The organism is Pseudomonas sp. NPDC089734 (assembly GCF_044748865.1).
Taxonomy (GTDB): domain Bacteria; phylum Pseudomonadota; class Gammaproteobacteria; order Pseudomonadales; family Pseudomonadaceae; genus Aquipseudomonas.
In genome coordinates this window covers 153,086-173,660 of record NZ_JBIVGV010000006.1, presented here as the reverse complement: position 1 = coordinate 173,660, position 20,575 = coordinate 153,086, and the positions used below count along the sequence as shown (strand labels likewise).

At 58.9% G+C, this 20,575-nt stretch carries 15 protein-coding genes and 1 riboswitch; of the genes, 5 read left to right on the top strand and 10 right to left on the bottom strand.

The annotated features are described in order from the left end of the window. Positions 1 to 93 precede the first annotated feature (93 nt). Positions 94 to 302: riboswitch (cobalamin riboswitch) on the bottom strand. Between the two features lie 1,382 nt (positions 303 to 1,684). From ACIPY9_RS10185 to ACIPY9_RS10150, 8 genes are all read right to left on the bottom strand, one after another. Then, positions 1,685 to 2,620: a carbohydrate kinase gene (locus ACIPY9_RS10185; protein WP_400700106.1), complete on the bottom strand. Its 936-nt coding sequence runs from the start codon at positions 2,618 to 2,620 to the stop codon at positions 1,685 to 1,687. Between the two features lie 23 nt (positions 2,621 to 2,643). Then, positions 2,644 to 4,125, bottom strand: coding sequence for a xylulokinase (gene xylB, locus ACIPY9_RS10180; RefSeq protein WP_400700104.1), 1,482 nt, complete (start codon positions 4,123 to 4,125; stop codon positions 2,644 to 2,646). Positions 4,126 to 4,134: 9 nt separating this feature from the next. Continuing rightward, on the bottom strand, positions 4,135 to 5,616 hold the full coding sequence (locus ACIPY9_RS10175) for a mannitol dehydrogenase family protein (RefSeq protein ID WP_400700102.1): 1,482 nt from the start codon (positions 5,614 to 5,616) through the stop codon (positions 4,135 to 4,137). Positions 5,617 to 5,634: 18 nt separating this feature from the next. Then, the gene (locus tag ACIPY9_RS10170; RefSeq protein WP_400700100.1) at positions 5,635 to 6,738 is read right to left on the bottom strand and encodes an ABC transporter ATP-binding protein; all 1,104 of its coding nucleotides are present in this window, start codon (positions 6,736 to 6,738) and stop codon (positions 5,635 to 5,637) included. A gap of 31 nt (positions 6,739 to 6,769) precedes the next feature. Continuing rightward, positions 6,770 to 7,603 (bottom strand): carbohydrate ABC transporter permease, encoded by an 834-nt coding sequence (locus ACIPY9_RS10165; protein WP_400700098.1) that lies wholly within the window; start codon positions 7,601 to 7,603, stop codon positions 6,770 to 6,772. 10 nt (positions 7,604 to 7,613) lie between these two features. Further along, the gene (locus tag ACIPY9_RS10160) at positions 7,614 to 8,546 is read right to left on the bottom strand and encodes a carbohydrate ABC transporter permease (RefSeq protein ID WP_400700096.1); all 933 of its coding nucleotides are present in this window, start codon (positions 8,544 to 8,546) and stop codon (positions 7,614 to 7,616) included. Between the two features lie 75 nt (positions 8,547 to 8,621). Next, positions 8,622 to 9,890 (bottom strand): ABC transporter substrate-binding protein, encoded by a 1,269-nt coding sequence (locus ACIPY9_RS10155; protein WP_400700363.1) that lies wholly within the window; start codon positions 9,888 to 9,890, stop codon positions 8,622 to 8,624. A gap of 293 nt (positions 9,891 to 10,183) precedes the next feature. Continuing rightward, the gene (locus tag ACIPY9_RS10150) at positions 10,184 to 11,089 is read right to left on the bottom strand and encodes an AraC family transcriptional regulator (protein WP_400700094.1); all 906 of its coding nucleotides are present in this window, start codon (positions 11,087 to 11,089) and stop codon (positions 10,184 to 10,186) included. A 97-nt stretch (positions 11,090 to 11,186) separates the two neighbouring features. Here ACIPY9_RS10150 and cobF point away from each other — a divergent pair, with 97 nt between their 5' ends. After that, positions 11,187 to 11,948: a precorrin-6A synthase (deacetylating) gene (gene cobF / locus ACIPY9_RS10145; RefSeq protein ID WP_400700092.1), complete on the top strand. Its 762-nt coding sequence runs from the start codon at positions 11,187 to 11,189 to the stop codon at positions 11,946 to 11,948. A gap of 1 nt (position 11,949) precedes the next feature. Here the strand turns inward: cobF and ACIPY9_RS10140 are convergent, their stop codons facing one another. Both ACIPY9_RS10140 and ACIPY9_RS10135 read right to left on the bottom strand, forming a co-directional pair. Further along, a complete protein-coding gene (locus ACIPY9_RS10140; protein WP_400700090.1) occupies positions 11,950 to 13,272 on the bottom strand; it encodes a glycosyltransferase in 1,323 nt (440 codons plus the stop codon). Continuing rightward, entirely contained in the window at positions 13,259 to 13,624 is a 366-nt protein-coding gene (locus ACIPY9_RS10135; RefSeq protein ID WP_400700088.1) for a response regulator, read from the bottom strand. Before ACIPY9_RS10135 ends, ACIPY9_RS10140 begins: the two co-directional genes overlap by 14 nt. 349 nt (positions 13,625 to 13,973) lie before the next feature. Between ACIPY9_RS10135 and ACIPY9_RS10130 the strand changes: the two genes are divergently transcribed. From ACIPY9_RS10130 to ACIPY9_RS10115, 4 genes are read left to right on the top strand one after another with little or no spacing between them, the layout of a single operon-like run. After that, on the top strand, positions 13,974 to 17,474 hold the full coding sequence (locus ACIPY9_RS10130; RefSeq protein ID WP_400700086.1) for a response regulator: 3,501 nt from the start codon (positions 13,974 to 13,976) through the stop codon (positions 17,472 to 17,474). Between the two features lie 40 nt (positions 17,475 to 17,514). Beyond that, positions 17,515 to 18,336 (top strand): CheR family methyltransferase, encoded by an 822-nt coding sequence (locus ACIPY9_RS10125; protein WP_400700084.1) that lies wholly within the window; start codon positions 17,515 to 17,517, stop codon positions 18,334 to 18,336. Next, a complete protein-coding gene (locus ACIPY9_RS10120) occupies positions 18,333 to 18,947 on the top strand; it encodes a chemotaxis protein CheB (protein WP_400700082.1) in 615 nt (204 codons plus the stop codon). Before ACIPY9_RS10125 ends, ACIPY9_RS10120 begins: the two co-directional genes overlap by 4 nt. Further along, positions 18,941 to 20,122: an ATP-binding protein gene (locus tag ACIPY9_RS10115; RefSeq protein ID WP_400700080.1), complete on the top strand. Its 1,182-nt coding sequence runs from the start codon at positions 18,941 to 18,943 to the stop codon at positions 20,120 to 20,122. Before ACIPY9_RS10120 ends, ACIPY9_RS10115 begins: the two co-directional genes overlap by 7 nt. Positions 20,123 to 20,575: the final 453 nt, after the last annotated feature.

Here is a 20,575-nt window from a genome sequence, read left to right as displayed (position 1 = left end):
CAGGAATGAATGAATCCCGGAGGGAACAACGCATAGGGAATTGCAGGCACAATGAAGCCCGCAAAGACCGGCCTGCGCCCGCCCACCGCGGGTTTGCCAAACAAGGTTGCAGGCCGGTCTCCGGGCTTGCGAGGGTCATGAGGCATTCACCTTCCCATGCCGTGGCACAGTGGTGTGTCGAATGCTTCGCTCGCTTACCGTTGCGGGGGCAGCGCCGGACTGATCACTTGGGGTGTGACGCACCGGCTTCCCGTTTAATCCCGTGCTCGGCGGCAGGGGACACCTGAAACTGGCGCGCATCTGACCATCGACGAGGGAAACAGTCAATGGCTGATGCTGTGCTGTCGTTCCGTCAGCCACACTCCTGTAGGACCGGATTTATCCGGGAAGGCATTTTTCTGCAGTGGACATGTCCGGATTGGACGGGGCTTTTTCGCGGATAAATCCGCTCCTACCGAAACCAATGTGTAGGAGCGGATTTATCCGCGAAGACGTCCATGAGGCGGAGCAGATCCGGATTTTGCTATGTAGCGAGTATCGGTTCCGCCTTTACGGCGGGCCCCTTTGTTTCGGCAAAGGGGCGAAACCATTGGCTCCGGTTCGGCCCCGCCTGACGGCGGGGTCCCCTCGTTTCGGCGTTGTTCCATGGGGCCGCGCCGATGGGCCATCCATGGCCTGGCGGCGCTTGCTCGGCTCCTGCCTCGCACCCCACTCCACAACACCTGCACTCGGCCTTCACCCACGTCGCAATCGGTGGTGTCGGGGCTTTTTGTGCTTGAAAAGCAAAAGCAAAGAAAAGCGAAAAGGGCTCTTTGCCGCGGTGGTGTGAGCAACGCCAAACGCGACGTAGGTGAAGGCTGAGTGGAGGTGGTGATCCGGTGGGAATTCTGCAGGGATGCAGAATTAGCCGCACTGGGCCATGGATGGCCCATTGTGGCGACCGCCGGATCAGCGCCGGAGCGAAGGGATCCCGCCATCAGGCGGGGCCGAACCCGGAGCAATGGCTTTGCCTACTTTGTCCGAAAACAAAGTAGGGCGCCGTAAAGGCGCAAGGCGGCATAAAGTCGAACGATCTACCCAGTAACAAATACGTTCCTCGTCAGGGAACATATCCGGATTTTGCTGTGTAGCGAGTATCGGTTCCGCCTTTACGGCGGGCCCCTTTGTTTCGGCAAAGGGACGAAACCATGGGCTCCGGTTCGGCCCCGCCTGACGGCGGGGTTCCCTTGCTCCGGCGTTGTTCCATGGGGCCGCGCCGATGGGCCATCCATGGCCTGGCGGCGCTTGCTCGGCTCCTGCCTCGCACCCCACTCCACAACACCTGCACTCGGCCTTCACCAGCGTCGCAATCGGCGGTGTCTGGACTTTTTGTGTTTGAAAAGCAAAAGCGAGAAAAGCTTCTTGCGGAGATAGTGCAGACACCGCCAAACGCGACGTTGGTGAAGGATCAGCGCCGGAGCGAAGGGACCCTGCCGTCAGGCAGGGCCGAACCCGGAGCAATGGTTTTGCCTACTTTGTCCGAAAACAAAGTAGGGCGCCGTAAAGGCGCAAGGCGGCATCAAGCCGAACGATTCACCCAGTAACAAACACGCTCCTCGTCAGAGAGCATATTCGGATTGGCCGGAGAATCTTCGCGAATGAATTCGCTCCTACCGATGTCCATCGCGCAAGGCGGTCTCAAGGATCACAACTGATGCCGATACGGCAAATCCGGACCCACTTTCGTACAGGTCAACGCCGCTGCCCTGACCGCAAACCCAAGCATTTCATCAAGCGTCTCCCGCGACAGAGACGGCAAGCTTTCCGGGCTGTCCAGCTGACGCTCGATAAGGAACGTCAGCAAAGCGGCCTGGAACGTATCGCCTGCCCCCACCGTATCGACCGTCGTAACGCTCTGTGCCGGAACCGACCAGCTCCCATGTTGACGGGTAAAAATGCTGGCGCCTTGTGAACCCCGGGTCAGCACGACGAACTGGCAACGCTGGCTCAGCCAGTCCTGTGCAATGTCTTGCGGGTCGCGGCCTGGATAGAGCAGATGGAGGTCTTCGTCGCTGACCTTGATGATATGCGCATGATCGGCAAAGGCCCGGATCCGGGTGCGCCAGCGCTCTATGTCCGGCTCGGGGTTGAGTCGCACGTTTGGGTCCAGGGTAATCAGGCGGCGACTGCTTTCCCGGGCGACCAGTGCCAGCAGGGTATCGGCAATCGGCTGCACCACCAGCGAGAACGAACCGACATGAATCCCGCGTACCTGCTCATTGAGCGTTGGCAAGTGCTCCAGTTGCAACTGCCGGTCGGCACAGCCTTCGCCTCGAAAGCTGTAGGTGGGCGAGCCATCAGACCCTACTGCGACCATGGCCAAGGTTGTCGGGGCGTCGAAATCGATCAGGTAGTCGGGGGCGACCGTTTCCTGTTCCAGCACGGCCCGTAGCCGCCGGCCCAGGTAGTCAGTAGAGAGGCCGGCAAAAAAAGCCGAATCGCCCCCCAGACGGCGCAGTCCTATCGCCACGTTGAACGGTGAGCCTCCAGCAATGGCTTCCAGACCCAGTTTGTTGAGCGGGCCATTGCTGTCCGCTCGGGTAAACAGGTCGAACAGGGCTTCACCACAGACGAGAAACATAAGTGCTCCATGAAAAGGCAGGGTCAGACTGCTCGTAATTGTTGTTGATAATGGGCATAGACCCGCTCGTAAGCGACCACATTTTCGGCAATGGGACGGGTTTCGCTGTCAGGGTCGAGCCTCACGCAGCGTTCGCACAGCGTTTGCAGGTCCGCTGCCGATCCGTTCTCGCCAGACCAGCACCAGGCCGCCTGAATCGCCGCGCCCAATGCTGCCGCTTCGGCGTATTCGGTACAGATGACTGGCGTATTCATGATGTCGGCAATGATCTGGCGCCAGATCGCGCTTTTCGAGCCGCCGCCGATCAGGCGGATGGTCTGGCTCTTGATACCGCTGGCTCTCAGCAGGTCCAGACCGTAGCGCAAGCCCAGGCTGGTACCTTCCACCACGGCCCGACACAGGTTGGCCCGGGTCAGGTTGGTGCTGTTCAGGCCCAGGATGCTGCCGGTGGCATCGGGCAGGGCAGGGACGCGTTCACCATTGAGAAACGGCAGCATGAGCACGCCGTCCGCACCGATGGGGGACTGGGCGATGGCCTGATTGAAACCGTTGATATCCAGGGCGAACAGTTCACGGATGGCGCTGGTGGCGTTGGTCAGGTTCATGGTGCAGATCAGTGGCAACCAGCCGCCGGACGAGGAGCAGAAGGTCGCCACGGAGGGTTGTTCGCTGACTTTTGGCTGATCTGTGAAGGCATAGACGGTGCCGGACGAACCCAGGCTCATGGTGATCAGCCCCGGCTGGATATTGCCGGTGCCGATGGCCCCCATCATGTTGTCGCCACCGCCGCTGGAGACCACCGCGTCCGGATTCAGTCCCAGACGCCGGGCGACGTCGTCCCGAAGTGTGCCGACCTTGTGGTGAGCCGGAAGCAGTTCGGGAAGCGCCTTGCTCAAGCGCCCCGTGGGGTCGATCTGCGCCAGAAGCGGCAGGTCCCATTCCCGGCTGCGGACATTGAAATACCCTGTTCCCGAGGCATCGCCATGATCGGTGCAGCAACGTCCGGTCAGCCAGTAGTTGAGGTAATCGTGAGGCAGCAGGATCTTGTCGATGCGCTCGAACAGATCCGGGTGCTGCTCCTGGGTCCACAGCAGCTTGGACACCGTATAGCCCGGCGCAATGACCAGCCCCAGCCGTTGCAGCGAACCTTGTTCGCCCCCCAGAGAGTCCAGCAGGCGCTGGTTTTCAGGTGTGCTTTCCGTGTCGCACCACAGTTTGGCCGGGCGCAGTACCTGACCGTCGGCGTCCAGCAACACCAGGCCGTGTTGCTGGCCGGACACTCCGATTCCCTTGATCTGCTGGCCTGAAATACCGGCTTGAGTCAGTGCGCTGCCGGTGGCCTGCTCCAGTGCGTCAATCCACTGCTGCACATCCTGTTCGCGCCGGCCATGGGCGTTGCTGATCAGGCTGTGGGGAGCCGAGCCTTCGCCCAGAACCCGGCCGCTGTCGCTGTCCAGCACAATGGCTTTGGTGCCTTGTGTACCGCAATCGATTCCCAGAAACATGGCAGCCTCTCAAGGGACTTTGGCCAGGATTTTTTCCAGCGTACCGCTGACGCCCAGATCCCGCAGGTTATTGAGGTTCTGCTCGAAGGCGGCGACAAATTCGGCAGAGCGGGGGATGGCCAGGCCAAAGATTTCTTCCACGTCCAGCAGTCGCTGGGTCAGCAGCACGTCATCGGCCACCAGTGCCTGGCAGAACTCGGCCCGTGGATCGGGAATCCTGTAGGTCGTACCGTTCTCGTCCACCCCCTTGAGGTACAAGGCCCAGGCGGCCACCACCAGCGAAGCCCGCTCCAGATTGCCCTGGTCGAGAATCAGACGGTTGATGGTCGGAATGGTGAACTTGGGGAACTTTGAAGAGCCATCCGAACACACGCGTTCCAGCTGGTCGGCAATGGCCTGGTTGGAGAAACGCTCGATCAGCGTGTCCTTGTAGCCCTCCAGGTCGATGCCCGGCACGGAGGCCAGTTGCGGTGTGACATCCAGGTCCATGTAGGCGCGGATGTAACGGACGAACAGCGGATCGTTCATGGTGTCGTGGACGAAGCGATAGCCCTTCAGAAAGCCCAGGTACGTCAGGGCCAGGTGGCTGCCGTTGAGCAGCTTGATCTTCATTTCCTCGTAAGGTGTCACGTCGTCGGTGAACTGTACGCCGACCTTTTCCCAGGCCGGTCGGCCATTGACGAACTTGTCCTCCAGCACCCACTGCACAAAGGGTTCGCACACCACCGGCCAGGCGTCGTCGATCTGTTTCTCGTCGGCCAGTTTCAGGCGGTGGGCCGAGCTGGTCATGGGCGTGATGCGATCGACCATGGCATTGGGGAAGCTGACCTGCCCGGCAATCCAGTCATGCAGGTCGGCATCGCGCAGGGCGGCAAAGGCCAGCAATGCCTTGCGGGTCACGGCACCGTTGTGGGGCAGGTTATCGCAGGACATCAAGGTGAACGCGGGTATGCCGGTTGCACGGCGTCGGGCCAGGGCGGCGCAGAGAAAACCGAACACTGTACGAGGTTCGTTGGGGTGAGCAAGGTCGTGGCGTATCTGAGGCAGATGAGCCATGAACTGGCCATTGCTGTCGTCGATGCAGTAGCCGCCTTCGGTAATGGTCAGTGAGACGATGCGGATCTCGGGGCTGGACAGTTTGTCGATCAGGGCCTGAGGGTCGTCCTCGGCCAGCAGCATGCCGCTGATGGCGGCAATGATCCGGGTTTCGGTGTCCGGCGTATCACCCAGTTCATAGAGGGTGTACAGATAGTCCTGGCCCGCCAGCGCATCGCGTACGCCACGATCTTCAGGGCGAAGACCGATGCCGCAGATGCTCCAGTCCAGGCCTTCGCCGCTGTTCATCAGGGCGTCGGTGTAAAACGCCTGATGCGCCCGGTGAAAACCGCCGACACCGATATGGGCAATGCCTTGCCGGGTGTCTTCGGATGAGTAGACGGGACGGGCGATATCGGCCGCCAGTTGCGACAGGTTCTGTTTGTTCAGTTTCATGGCAGGGTTCTCCAATACTCAGGCGGCAGCCTGCAAGGCTTTGGCAATCACCAGACCCCGGGCGTCGAACAGGTGGCAGTGGGCACTGTCGAGATGCAGGTTCAGGGTTTCGCCGTACTGGCTGGCCAGGTCGCCACGGATGCGCATGGTCAGGGCTTCGTCCGAGCGGGTGCGCACATGGCAATAGGTATCGCTGCCCAGGCGCTCGCTCACATCGGCGATGACCTGCAAGGTGCAGTCGCCGTGACGGGCGATGTCCAGATGTTCGGGACGAACCCCCAGCGTGACCGGGTCGCCCACGCTCAGCCCGCTGCTGATGACCGGCAGGGTGATACGCGTACGAGCCTCCAGTTCGACCTCGCAGCCCTGGCTGTCGATACGGCTGATCCGGCCTTTGAGAAAGCCCATTTTCGGTGTGCCGAGAAAACCCGCGACAAACAGGTTGGCCGGGTGGTGATACAGCTCCAGTGGCGAGCCGACCTGTTCCACCTTGCCGCCATTGAGTACCACCACCTTGTCGGCCAAGGTCATGGCTTCGACCTGATCGTGGGTCACGTAAATCATGGTTGCCTGCAATTCCTTGTGCAGACGCGACAGCTCCAGCCGGGTCTGCACCCGCAGGGCGGCGTCGAGGTTGGAGAGCGGTTCGTCGAACAGGAAAATCTTGGGATTGCGCACGATGGCCCGGCCAATGGCGACCCGCTGGCGCTGACCACCGGAAAGCTGTTTGGGCTTGCGCTCCAGCAAGGGACCCAGTTCCAGGATGCGTGCGGCTTCATCGACCTTCTTCTTGATCTCGGCCTTGTTGCCTCCTGCCAGGTCCAGCGCGAAAGACAGGTTCTTGCCGACCGTCATGTGCGGGTACAGGGCATAGGTCTGGAACACCATGGCCAGGTCGCGCTTGGCCGGGGTGACCTGGGTAATTTCGCGGCCATCGAGTTCGATGGTTCCGGACGTGACTTCTTCAAGCCCGGCAATCAGGCGCAGCAAGGTTGATTTGCCACAGCCCGAGGGACCGACGAAGACCACGAACTCCCGGTCTTTCACCTCCAGATCGATGCCTTTGATGATCTGGTGACCGTCGAAGCCTTTTTGCAGATTTCTGATGCTGAGGTTAGCCATGACGAACTCCGTTTTTATTCTTGAATCCGGATTATTTGACGGCGCCGAACGACAGGCCGCGCACCAGTTGTTTCTGGCTGATCCAGCCGAAAATCAGGATCGGCGCGCAGGCCAGGGTCGAAACGGCCGAGAGCTTGGCCCAGAACAACCCTTCGGGGCTTGAATACGAGGCAATGAGTGCGGTGAGCGGCGCAGCACTGGAAGAGGTGAGGTTCAGGGACCAGAAGGCCTCGTTCCAGCACAGGATCAGGGACAGCAGCGCCGTCGATGCCAGGCCTCCCTTGCAGATCGGCATCAGCACTCGAAATATCTCCTGACGTGTGCTGGCACCGTCCAGGCGCGAGGCTTCGAGGATTTCTCCCGGAATGTCCTTGAAGTAGGTGTAGACCATCCAGACCACGATCGGCAGGTTGATCAGGGTGTAGATGATGATCAGCGCCAGACGCGAATCCAGCAGGCCGAAGGTCTTGGCCAGCAGATAGATCGGCATCAGCACGCCCACCGGCGGCAGCATCTTGGTCGAGAGCATCCACAACAGGGTGCTCTTGGTACGTTTGGTCTCGAAGAAGGCCATGGAATAGGCCGCCGGAATGGCCACCAGCATGCACAGGGTCGTGGCGCTGAAGGAAATCAGAATCGAGTTCCAGGCGAAGTGAAAGTAATCGCTGCGCTCCTGGATGTGCAGGTAGTTCTCCAGGGTCGGTGTGAAGAACAGTTGCGGCGGTGTCGCGAAGGCGTCGATCTCGGTCTTGAAGCTGGTCAGTACCATCCAGAAGATCGGGAAGAATATCAGTGCGGCGATCAGCCAGCACAAGGCTCCGAGCAGCAGGCTTTGCAGGCGGCGTGATTGTTTGAGCGTCATCATGGCAAGGCCCTCATGACTTGTCGGTGAGGTTTTTGCCGATCATCCGGATCAGGACGATCGCCGCGATATTGGCGATGACGACGGCAATCAGACCGCCCGCCGAGGCCATGCCCACATCGAATTGCAGCAGCGCCTGGATGTAGATCAGATAGGCCAGGTTGGTCGATGCGAACCCCGGCCCCCCGTTGGTGGTGGTGAAGATTTCCGCGAACACCGACAGCAGGAAAATCGTCTCGATCATCACCACCACGGCAATCGGGCGGGCCAGATGGGGCAGGGTCAGGTGCCAGAAAATCGCAATCGGGCCTGCACCGTCGAGCCGTGCGGCTTCCTTCTGCTCCTGGTCCAGCGACTGCATGGCGGTCATCAGGATCAGGATGGCAAAGGGCAGCCACTGCCAGGAGACGATGATAATGATCGACAGCATGGGGTAGTGGGCGAACCAGTCGATGGGCTGCGCCCCGAAAAATCTCCATACGGCAGCCAATACGCCGGAAACAGGATGGAAAATCAGGTTTTTCCAGATCAGGGCACTGACCGTCGGCATGATGAAGAACGGCGAGATCAGCAGAACCCGGACGATGCCACGGCCAAAGAAGTCGCTGGCTTCCAGCAGGGCTGAAATCAGCACCCCAAGGATCACACTGATGGCCAGCACACTGCCCACCAACAGCAGCGTGTTGCCGGCGCCGGGCAGAAAGCCGCTGTCGGTGACGAAATACTCGAAATTCTCCAGCCCGACGAATTCGTTTTCACCGGGGCTGAGCAGGTTGTAGCGAATCAGCGAGAAATAGAGGGTCATGCCCAGCGGCACGATCATCCAGACCAGCAATAGCGCCACCGAAGGGCTGACCAGAAACCAGCCGGGTTTGAGCCGACGGTTTCTGGCTGTAGGGTTTTCGCCGGACAGCTCCGGGCGAGGTTGAGTGGCTGAGGTTTTCATGAAGAGCTCCGAACCTTGATACGCCTGTCAGCGGGAGTCGAGGGGCGCATGGCCCCTCGGCTTGAGTCGTGAGGACTACTTCTTCGCGTAACCGGCCCGCTTCATGTCTCGCTCTGTCGCGCTCTGTGCGGTTCTCAAGGCGTTATCGACCGTCGTCTGGCCGATCAGGGCTGCCGAAAACTGTTGCCCGACACTGGTGCCGATGGCCTGGAACTCGGGAATGGTCACCAGCTGTATACCCACGTAAGGCACCGGCTTGAGGGTCGGCGTCTTGGGGGTGACGGCCATCAAGGATTTCAGGGTGATGTCCGCAAACGGTGCGGCTTTCTTGTATTCATCGGTGTAGGTGGATGCGCGGGTGCCTGGCGGTACGTTGGAAACGCCGTCTTTTTCGGCGACCAAAGCGGCATATTCCCTGGATGTGGCCCATTGGGTGAAGGCGGCAGCGTCTTTGCTGTTCTTGGCGCTGGTCGGGATCGCCAGTGCCCAGGAGTAAAGCCAGGATGCGCCTTTGTCCGTCACTTGATGAGGTGCGTACGTGAAGCCGACATGGTCGGCGACCTTGCTCTGGCTCTTGTCGGTCACGAAAGAGCCCGCCACGCTGGCATCGACCCAGATGGCGCATTTGCCGCTGTTGAACAGCGCCAGGTTTTCGTTGAAGCCATTGCTGGATGCGCCCGGTGGCCCGGACTGTTTCATGGTGTTGACGTAGAAGTTGAGGGCTTCTTTCCACTCGGGCTGATCGAACTGGGGTTTCCATTGTTCATCGAACCAGCGGGCGCCGTAGGCATTGGCCACTGTCGTGATCAGGGCCATGTTTTCACCCCAGCCGGCCTTGCCACGCAGGCAGATGCCGTATTGCTCCTTCGACTTGTCGGTGAGCTTGCCGGCGAACTCGGCAATCTGGGTCCAGGTGGGACGTTCGGGCATGGTCAGGCCCGCATTCTGGAACAGGTCCTTGCGGTAATAAGTGATCGAGCTTTCTGCATAGAACGGCAGGGCGAACAGTTTGCCGTCCACGGACAGGCCGTCGCGCACGGACGGAAATACGTCATCGAGCTGGTAGCTGGCAGGCAGGTCCTTCATCTCGGTCAACCAGCCCTTGGCACCCCACAGTGAGGCTTCGTACATGCCGATGGTCAGCACGTCGAACTGGCCACCTTTGGTGGCAATGTCCGTGGTCAGGCGCTGACGCAGAACGTTTTCTTCCAGTACGACCCAGTTGAGCTTGATATCAGGGTGCTGTTCTTCAAAGGTTTTGGAGAGGCGTTGCATGCGGATCATGTCGCTGTTGTTGACCGTGGCGATGGTCACGGTCCCTGCTACGGCGTTGCCGCCGAGCATGAAACAGGTACTGAGGACGGAACTGGCAATCAGAAATTTTGCTGGGGTCTTCATTGATCACTCCTCTTCCATGCTCGGAGAGCTACAGAAGGTCAGTTATTGTTTTTGTCTCTTCCGGAGGTGGGAAGATGTGGGCTGATTACAACGGCCCCGGCGTGCGATGACAAATCCTGCACCGCACTGCAACTGATACTTTCTTGCAGTGGAACGATACTGAAAAACGCACAGCAACGACGTTCGGCCAAGCTGCAATGCAGATTCAGCGTAGACGACGAGGCAGCCGGGAGGGTGAATCAGTACAGGTTTTGCTCGGTGAGGCGCTGGACGGCAAGACGCCGGTAATGGGATGGCGTCATGCCTTTAAGCTGCTGGAAGCGGCGATTGAAGTTGGAAATGTTATTGAAACCCGACTCAAAACAGACATCGGTGACCGGCTTGTCGCCATCGGCCAGCAGTTCGCAGGATTTGCTGATGCGCAGGCGATTGACGAATTCCACGAAGCATCGCCCGGTGGCCTGCTTGAACACCCGTGAGAAATACGTGGGCTTCATGCCCAGATAATCGGCGACTTCTTCCAGGGGCAGTTCCCGGGCGTAATGGGCAAAGATGTAATCCACGGCGCGGTTGGTTCGGTCTACGCTGTGTTCGTCGGCCAGGTGCGAGGCGGGTGTGCCCGATAACAACTGGAAGTCATCGGTGGCGGCCAGCAACTCCAGAAGAATCAGGAAATGCCCCAGCCGGGTGAGGCCGCTGGAGTCGGCAATCTTCTGCATCAGTTTCATGGCCTGCCGGATCGTGCGCTTGCAACGGAATTCGATGCCGTACTGGGCGCGCTCCAGCAGCGGGGTCAGGCTTTTCAGTTCGGCAAACACCTGATTGCCACTTTCCAGCAGCTCGTCAGTGAAGTTGACCAGCATGTCGCGCCGGGGCACGACTTCGTCTTCATGAACCTGGCTGATCCAGTTATGGGGCAGGTTCGGGCCAGTGAGAAACAGGCTGCCGGGGTTGAAGTTGCCGATGTAATCGCCAATGAACACCTTTCCGGAACTGGCGACGATCAGGTGCAGTTCGTATTCCTTGTGAAAATGCCAGCGCACCAGCGGGCAGGGGAAACCATGTTCGCGATAGATGATCGACAGGCCGTTATGGTCGTCCATCAGTTCGTAGGAAGGGTCCGTGATTCTTGTTGTTTTTGTCATGGTTTGGCTGTTTCCAGAAGGTGCCAGCCTGCTAATGTGCCTCAAGTGTCCCGCTCATGCCCAGTCGCTTTGCACAAACACCCGGAGTCGCTGCCCGATGAAACAGATCCTGCTGATCGGTATAGGTGCCGGAGATCCCGAACAGATCACGGTACAGGCCATCAACGCCTTGAACCGCGCCAGGGTGTTCTTTCTGCTGGACAAGGGCTACGCCGACGATGACCTGCTGCGTCTGAGAACGGACATTTGTCAGCGTTATATCCGGAACGATGAGTACCGGCTGGTACAGGTCCGCGATCCTCAGCGCGAAGATGATCCTCAGGGGTATGCGCGGGGGATCGAACACTGGCATGAACAGCGGGCCGTACTGTTCGAGCGCCTGATTGCCGATGAGCTGCAGGAAGGAGAGGTCGGTGCCTTTCTGGTCTGGGGCGATCCGGCGTTGTACGACAGCACGATCAGAATTCTCGATCAGGTGCTGGAGTCGGGGCGGGAAGTTTTCGAGTATCAGGTGATTCCGGGGATTACCAGCGTTCAGGCGCTGGTGGCACGGCACCGGATACCCCTGAACCGTATTGGCGAACCGATCCGGATCACCACCGGGCGGCGACTGGCCGACATGGCCCGGGACGAACCGGAGAACGTGGTGGTCATGCTCGATGCGCATTGCACCTTCGAGCGTTTTGTCGATCAGGGACTGGATATCTACTGGGGCGCTTACCTGGGCACGCCGGACGAAATGGTGCTGTCCGGCAGGCTTGATGAGTCGCTGTGCGCACAGATAAAGCGGCTACGCCACGAAGCGCGCAGTCGCAAGGGCTGGATCATGGACACTTATCTGTTGCGCAAGCCGCTGTAGTTCAGTCCTTGCGATTCTTGGCCTCGATCCACTGGGCCATGTACTGGGTGCTCTTGTGTTGATGGTGGCGCAGCATGGCCCCGGTGAAGTTCGCGACCCGATGCCGGGGCAAGTCCTGACGCAGGGTTTCGATGCGCTCGATCAGGCTCTTGCAGTGCTGCCGGTGCTGAAAGCGCTCCTGCAGAAGTGTCCGGCTGGCCGCTTGTGCTTCGTTCCACAGGTTCTGGTCCTGATACAGGCGTACCGCCGCCTGGGCGATATCGGTCGCACTGCTGGCGACAGTGCCGGGCCAGGGCAGGTTGCCGCTCATGGCTTCGGCACCCACCGGGGTCGTGACGGACGGTGTGCCGCACAACATGGCATCCAGCAACTTGCCCTTGATGCCCGCGCCGAAGCGCAGCGGTGCCAGGCAGATGCGCGCATCGGCCATCACTTTCAGGGCATCTTCCGCCCAGTTCATGATGTGAAAACCTTGAGATGCGTTATGCAGGGCCGTGGCCTTGGGCGGCGTGTAGGCACCGTAAATGTGCAATTGTGCGCCGGGCAGTTGCTGGCGGATCAGGGGCCAGATGGCGTTCTTCATCCAGAGCACGGCGTCCCAGTTGGGCGCGTGACGGAAGTTGCCGATGCACAGGAAGTGTTCCCGTTGCTCGAAGGGGATCGGGTTGTCCGGCACGCCATCGATCATCAGCGGGCACCAGTGCAACAGCGACTTTGGAACGCCGAACTGGCTGCTCAGAAGCTCGATCTCTACATCCGAGATCATCAGGTTGAGGTCGCAGCGATACAGGGAGGCCACTTCGCGTTGGGCCAGGTCGCTGACGGCAATTTGCTCAAAAAGACGGCTATTATCCATCTCGAAAATGTCTTTGAAATCATCGGCTTCTGGTGATGAATTCAAGTGATCCTTGATAATCTGGTGGCGCGTGTGACGCAGGCTCTGGAAGTCTGAGGTTTCCAGCACCCGCAAGGCATTAGGGCAATGTTTTTCGACCCTCCAGCCAAACTGCTCCTCGATCAGGAATTGATCGAAGAGCACGACGTCAGGCTGCAGTTCGCTGACGAAGGCATCGAAACTGCTGCTGTTGAGTTCGATGGGGACTTCTTCGATCCCCAGGCTCTTCAGGTCGGCCTTGTGCTCGCCTTCCGAAGCCGGGCTGGCAAAGGTGATTTCCCAGTCGTGTTCGAGGAAACACTGGATCAATTGCATGACATGGCCGCTGGCCGCCGAGGAACGGGGTTCGGGCCAGACATAGCCAATGATCAACAGTCGGGTTTTTGCTTGCGGTAGCGTCTGCTGGTGTGGAACGTCATTCTTGATCAAGGATGCTGTTTACCTTGTCGCGCAATTCATCGATGGAAAAGGGTTTGCCGATGGCGTGCATATCCGCCGGGACTTCAATGTTTTCCGAGTAGCCGCTGGCGAACAGGATGGGCAGGTGCGGGCGCAGTTGCCGGGTCTGCCTGGCCAGTTCGGTCCCTCTCATGTCGGGCAGGCCCTGGTCGGTCATCAGCAGGTCGATACGGATGGCCTCGTCCTTGATATGAACCAGAGCTTCCTGAGCATCGGAAGCCTCGATGACGTGGTACTCCAGTTCTTCAAGAACATCGACAATCAGCATGCGCACGATACTGTCATCTTCGACCACAAGAATGGTGTTGGCTGCGTCAGGCATGGCGATTTCCTAAAAAATGGTAGTGAAGGCGGCGCATGAGCGCGGCCTGCGGGCTTTTGTACGAAAAGTCACGGTGTCCGGATCATGCGGTCCCGAGAAGATGACTCGCTTGACCGATCCCCGTCGACCTTTTGCCCGTTCCTTCCATCAGTAAATAAAACACAACCAGAAGTTCCATCTGACATCGATTTGAATAGCTATCCTTTGCCAGTAGGCTTTACTCGCTAGATATGGGCGAGCTTATCGCCTATTTATGTGTGAAATTTCAATCCTCTATGTGAGAAAACTGAGTCTTTTTCTTGCCATTGCGGCAAACTCTATCGTTTTGAGATATCGCCAGGGACTTTTCATGATCCGGACGTCTGTTGTCGATGAGCAGCGCTTTCGCAAGTTATTGACCCGTAACATCAGTCTGCCGCTGGCGGTTGGCGTTTTGAGCGCAGTGTTCTTTGCGCTGCTGATCAGCTACCTGCTTTCGGTGATCCAGTGGGTCGAGCACACGGATCGGGTGATCAACAGCACCAACCGCTCAATGAAACTGTCCATCGACATGGAAACCGGCATGCGGGGATTCCTGTTGACCGGCGAACAGCACTTTCTCGACCCCTATGAAGTCGCCAGACCGGTACTCAGGGCCGAGCTGAAGGGGCTGGAAGGGTTGGTGGCCGATAACCCGACTCAGCTTGACCGCTTCCGGCGTCTCTCCGCCCTGCAGCAGGAATGGGATCGCTTTGCACAGGAAATGATCGAGCTGCGCCGCCAGAACGGTGATTATCTGGAAGCGACCCGATCCGGGCGTGGCAAGCGTATTACCGATGAAATCCGTATCGAGTACGATCAGGCGGTCGCCATGGAACAGCAACTGCGCCTGGCCCGAAATGCCGACGTGACCCGTACGACCATCTGGTCGGTGGCTCTGTACCTGTTCTTCATCCTGACGGTCAGCGGCATTCTGGCGTATGTCGGTCGGCGTGATTTACTTTCTCTTTCAAATACTTACAGTTCAAACATCAAGCAGATTGAAGAAAACGCCGAGCGTTTGCACAAGGTCGCCTGGTTGCGTAATGGCCAGAGTGAGCTGGCCGAGCAGGTGTTGGGACAACTGACGCTCAATACCCTGGGGCGCAATATCCTGCAATTCTTCGCCCAGTACCTGGGGACTGTGGTGGCAGCGGTCTACATGCGTCAGGAGCATGGCGGCCTGGTGCGCGTCGCGACCTATGGTCTTTCCCGTGAGCACGAACAGCAGGAACAGACGATCTACAGTGGCGAAGGCGTCATCGGGCAGGCTGTGCAGCAGGACAGGATCATCAGGCTCGATGACCTGCCCGCCGATTACTTCAAGTACAGCTCGGGGCTGGGCGAGGGCTTGCCGCAGAGCGTCGCGATTGTGCCGACCAGCAATGACAATCAGGTCAATGGCGTAGTCGAACTGGGCTTCTTGAGGCCTTTGACCGAGAAGGACATTGAATTCCTTGAACTGGTCTCTGACAACATCGGCACGTCCATTGAAGCGGCCCGTTACCGCCAGCGTCTGCAGGAGGTACTGACCGAGACCCAGCAGCTCAATGAAGAATTGCAGGTCCAGCAGGAAGAGTTGCGCACGGCCAACGAAGAACTCGAAGAGCAATCGCGAATCCTCAAGGAATCCCAGGCTCACCTGGAAACCCAGCAGGCAGAGCTTGAGCAGACCAATGAGCAACTGGCCGAGCAAGGCCAGGTACTGGCGGATCAGCGCGATGCCCTGGACCAGAAAAACGAAGAGCTGAGTCAGGCCCAGGTCGAATTGCAGGCCCGTGCCGATGAGTTGCAGCGTTCCAGCAAATACAAGTCCGAATTCCTGGCCAACATGTCCCATGAGTTGCGTACGCCACTCAACAGCTCACTGATCCTGGCCAAGCTGCTGTCGGAAAACGCGACAGAAAACCTGACCGAAGAGCAGGTCAAGTTCGCCGAGTCCATCTACTCGGCCGGCAATGATTTGCTGAACCTGATCAATGACATTCTCGATATTTCCAAGGTCGAGGCCGGCAAGCTGGAAGTCCGCCCGGAAAACAGCAACGTGCAGCGTCTGGTGGAAGGCTTGCGCAGCCTGTTCCAGCCTTTGGCCGCAGAAAAGGCCCTGGATTTCAGCGTAGAGCTGCAACCCGGTGCGCCGACCATGCTGTTCACCGACCGTCAGCGGCTGGAGCAGATCCTCAAGAACCTGCTGTCCAACGCCATCAAGTTCACCGAAAGCGGTGCCGTGAGCATGATTGTCTCCCGCCAGCCGGGAGCCGGGATCGTCTTTACCGTGCGCGACTCGGGGATCGGTATCGCCGAGGAGCACCAGCAAAGCATTTTCGAGGCCTTCCGCCAGGCTGACGGCACCACTAACCGCCGTTATGGCGGCACCGGTCTGGGGTTGTCGATTTCCCGCGATCTGGCCGCGCTGCTGGGGGGCTCCATCAGCGTCACCAGCGCACCGGGACAGGGCAGCATCTTCACGCTGGTGCTGCCGGAGCAGTATGTCGAGCAGGAAGGCGAGGACGAGGGCGGCGAGCGAACCTCCATCGTGTCATCGCCGATTGTCACGTTGCCGGTGGTCACGCCGCCTGTGCCCGAACCCTTGCCCTTCACACCGCCGCCGCCCTTTGCCGACGACCGTGACAAGGCTCCCTTTACCGGGCGCTGCATTCTGGTCATCGAAGATGAAGTGCAGTTCGCGCAGATTCTCTATGACCTGGCCCATGAACTGGGCTACCAGTGCCTGGTCGCACACGCTGCCGACGAAGGCTTCAACCTGGCAGCCCGTTTCACGCCTGACGCGATCCTGCTGGACATGCGCCTGCCGGATCATTCGGGGCTGACCGTATTGCAACGGCTCAAGGAACTGGCACCCACCCGCCATATCCCGGTGCATGTGATTTCTGTCGAGGACCGTCAGGAAGCCGCCATGCACATGGGGGCCATCGGTTATGCCATCAAGCCGACCACCCGCGAAGAACTCAAGGACGTTTTCGCCAAGCTCGAAGCCAAACTGACCCAGAAGGTCAAGCGCATCCTGCTGGTGGAAGACGATGCCTTGCAGCGTGACAGCATTGCACGGCTGATCGGCGACGACGACATCGAGATCACGGCCGTGGGCTTTGCCCAGGAGGCTCTGGACCTGCTGCGCGAAAACGTCTACGACTGCATGATCATCGACCTCAAGTTGCCGGACATGCTGGGTGATGAACTGCTCAAGCGCATGTCCACCGAGGAAATCCGTTCCTTCCCGCCGGTGATCGTCTACACGGGTCGCAACATGACCCGGGACGAGGAGGCCGAGCTGCTGAAGTATTCGCGCTCGATCATCATCAAGGGAGCCCGTTCGCCGGAGCGCCTGCTCGATGAAGTGACCCTGTTCCTGCACAAGGTCGAGTCGCAGTTGTCGAACGAACGCCAGAAAATGCTCAAGACTGCACGCAGCCGCGACAAGGTGTTCGAGGCGCGCAAGATCCTGGTGGTCGATGACGATGTACGCAATATCTTTGCCCTGACCAGCGCCCTGGAGCACAAGGGCGCGGTGGTCGAGATTGCCCGTAACGGTCTTGAGGCCATTGCCAGGCTCAACGAGGTGGAAGATATCGATCTGGTCCTGATGGACGTGATGATGCCGGAGATGGACGGTTACGAAGCGACTATCGAGATCCGCAAGGACCCTCGCTGGCGCAAGCTGCCGATCATCGCGATCACTGCCAAGGCGATGAAGGATGATCAGGAGCGGTGCCTGCAGGCGGGTTCCAATGACTACCTGGCCAAACCGATCGACCTGGACCGACTGTTTTCGCTGATTCGTGTCTGGCTACCGAAAATGGAACGTATCTGAGTGAAAGTGGCCCAATCGTTTTACCCTTTCAGGTCTTGTCATGGTTCTTGATCGAAATGCTGAAATCGAACTGCGACTGCTGATCGATGCGATTTATCTGAAATACAGTTATGACTTTCGTGATTACTCCGGCGCCTCGATCAAGCGCCGGGTCAATCACGCCTTGCGTCAGTTCGATTGCGGCACCATCTCGGCCTTGCAGGAAAAGGTGCTGCACGACCCGGCGGCGTTCATGCAATTGCTGCAGTTCCTGACGATTCCGGTCAGCGAGATGTTTCGGGACCCTTCGCATTTTCTGGCGATTCGCCAGGAAGTCGTGCCGCTGCTCAGAACCTATCCCTCGATCAAGGTGTGGATTGCGGGGTGCAGCACGGGGGAGGAGGTGTATTCCATGGCGATCCTGTTGCGGGAAGAGGGCCTGCTGGAGCGTACGATCATCTATGCGACCGACATCAATCCCCGTTCTCTGGAGAAAGCCAAGCAGGGTATCTTTTCCATGGAGAGCGTGCGTACCTACAGCGAAAACTACCGCAAGTCCGGTGGCTTGCGCGATCTTTCCGATTACTACACCTCGGCCTACGACTACGCGATTTTCGACAAGACCCTGCGCGAGAATGTCACCTTTGCCGACCATAGCCTGGCGACCGATAGCGTGTTTTCCGAGACACAATTCATTTCGTGTCGTAACGTATTGATTTATTTCAATAAGAAGCTTCAGGATCGGACCTTTGGACTGTTTCATGAGTCCCTCTGCCATCGCGGTTTCCTGGCGCTGGGCAGCAAGGAAACCCTGGATTTTTCCGCCTATAGCGATGCTTTCGAGACGCTGGTCAAACCTGAGCGAATCTACCGAAAATCATGAGAACGACTTTTAGTGGCGCGTCGACCGATAGCGACTTGCCCCGTGTGGATGCCATTGTGGTCGGGGCTTCGGCAGGGGGCGTGGAGGCGTTGTTGAACATATTCGGCGCCTTGCAGCGGGGCTTCGGTCTGCCGATCATCACCGTTCTGCATCTGCCCGAGGAACGGCGCAGCCAGTTGGCCCATGTGTTCCAGAATCGTCTGGCGATACCGGTCAAGGAAGCCGAAGACAAGGAAGCCATTGTGCCCGGTACATTGTATTTTGCGCCGGCCGGGTATCACCTGTCGGTCGAGACGGACAGAAGCTTGTCATTGAGCCAGGAAGAGCGCGTGTTTCATTCGCGCCCCAGCATCGATATCCTGTTCGATTCGGCTGTCGATGCCTTTGGTTCGCGTCTGGCTGGCGTACTGCTGACCGGTGCCAATTACGATGGTGCAAGTGGTCTGGCAAACATAAAGAAGCACGGTGGTTTCACCGTGATTCAGGATCCCGAACAGGCCTTGGCGAGCACCATGCCGCAGGCGGCTCTGGCGTTGCAGTCGCCGGATTACCTTCTGTCCTTGAATGACATAGGCCAACTGCTGGTCGAGCTGGAACGAAGCGCATGCTAAATGAAATTCAGGCAAAACTGCTGATCGTCGACGATTTGCCGGAAAACCTGCTGGCGCTGGAAGCGCTGATAAAGCGCGAGGACCGCGTGGTGTTCAAGGCCTTGTCTGCCGACGAGGCTTTGTCTCTGCTGCTGCAACACGAATTCGCTCTGGCCATCCTCGATGTGCAGATGCCCGGCATGAATGGCTTCGAGCTGGCCGAGATGATGCGCGGCACCGAGAAGACCAAAAGCATTCCCATCGTGTTCGTCAGCGCTGCGGGGCGTGAGCTCAACTATGCCTTCAAGGGCTATGAAAGCGGTGCAGTGGACTTCCTGCACAAGCCTCTGGATATCCACGCGGTCAAAAGCAAGGTCAATGTGTTCGTCGATCTGTACCGTCAGCGCAAGGCCGTGAAGCAACAGGTCGAGGCGCTGGAGCAGAGCCGTCTGGAGCAGGAAACCTTGCTCAAGCGCCTGCAGGTGACTCAGGGGGAACTTGAGCATGCCATCCGCATGCGTGATGACTTCATGTCCATCGTTTCCCACGAGGTGCGTACGCCTCTGAACGGCCTGATCCTGGAAACCCAGTTGCGCAAGTTGCATCTGGCCAAGGACAACGCTGCCGCGTTCACGCTGGACAAGCTGCGCGGCATGGTCGAGCGTGATGAGCGTCAAATCCAGAGCCTGATCCGCCTGATCGAGGACATGCTCGACGTATCGCGCATCCGTACCGGGAAGCTGTCGATCCGGCCCAACCCCTTTGACCTGACCGAGCTGGTCTCCCAGTTGCTGGAAAATTTCTCTGCCCAGATTGCGGCAACGGAATCCACGGTCACCCTGCTGGCCGATGAGCCTGTCATTGGCGTCTGGGACGAATTTCGTATCGAGCAGGTCGTGGCCAACCTGCTGACCAATGCTCTGCGCTATGGCGCCCGCAAGCCGATCGAGATGCGCGTGTACTGTGTCGATGGCGAGGCCCGGGTCGACGTGCGCGATCAGGGGATCGGGATTTCCGAGGAAAACCAGACGCGTATCTTCCAGCAGTTCGAGCGGGTAGCCGCCAACCATGCGGTGGCCGGCCTGGGGCTCGGGTTGTTCATTTCCGAGCAGATCGTCATTGCCCACGGCGGTCGGATCCTGGTTGAAAGCGAAGAGGGCAAGGGGTCGATGTTCCGGATCTGCCTGCCTCTGTAAGGACATATCGCCTGATCACCCCGGTGGGAGCGAATTCATTCGCGAAGAGGCCGTACACCCGGCAGAAAGGTATCGCCCGGGCCGCCGTCTTCCCGGATAAATCCGGTCCCACCCCGGTGGGAGCGAATTCATTCGCGAAGAGGCTGTATGCCCGACAGAAATATATCGTCCGGTCCGCCGCCTTCCCGGATAAATCCGGTCCCACCCTGGTGGGAGCGAATTCATTCGCGAAGAGGCCGTACACCCGGCAGAAAGGTATCGCCCAGGCCGTCGTCTTCCCGGATAAATCCGGTCCTGCCCCGGTAGGAGCGAATTCATTCGCGAAGAGGCCGTACACCCGGCAGAAAGGTATCGCCTGGGCCGCCGTCTTCCCGGATAAATCCGGTCCTACCCCGGTAGGAGCGAATTCATTCGCGAAGAGGCCGTACCCCCGGCAGAAAGGTATCGTCCAGG